This window comes from Acidovorax sp. SRB_24 (genome assembly GCF_012931925.1).
Genome location: NZ_MWOM01000281.1, coordinates 1 through 365, shown reverse-complemented (window position 1 = coordinate 365; position 365 = coordinate 1). Strand labels below are relative to the sequence as shown.

The window sequence follows — 365 nt, the reverse complement described above, 5'->3', positions numbered from 1 at the left end:
AAAGTCCTCTACACCGCCAAGGCCCACACCACGGGCGGGCGCGACGGCGCTTCGCGCAGCGACGACGGCCGCCTCGAGGTCCAGCTGACCTCCCCGGGCAGCAGCGCCGCCGGCACCAACCCCGAGCAGCTGTTTGCGGCCGGCTACTCGGCCTGCTTCATCGGCGCCATCAAGGCCGTGGCCGCCAAGCAGAAACTGACCGTGCCGCAGGACGTGGCGGTGGATGCCGAAGTGGACCTGGGGCCGATCCCGAACGCCTACGGCATCGCCGTGCGCATGAAGGTGCAGCTGCCCGGCATGGACCGCGCGGCGGCCCAGAAGCTGGTCGACGATGCCCACCAGGTCTGCCCCTACTCCAACGCCAC

The 365-nt window shown here is 70.7% G+C and carries 1 protein-coding gene; it reads left to right on the top strand.

Features of this window, described 5'->3' with window-relative positions:
• A partial coding sequence (locus tag B2J89_RS21960) for an organic hydroperoxide resistance protein (protein WP_169170883.1) occupies window positions 1-365 on the top strand: 365 nt, incomplete at both ends.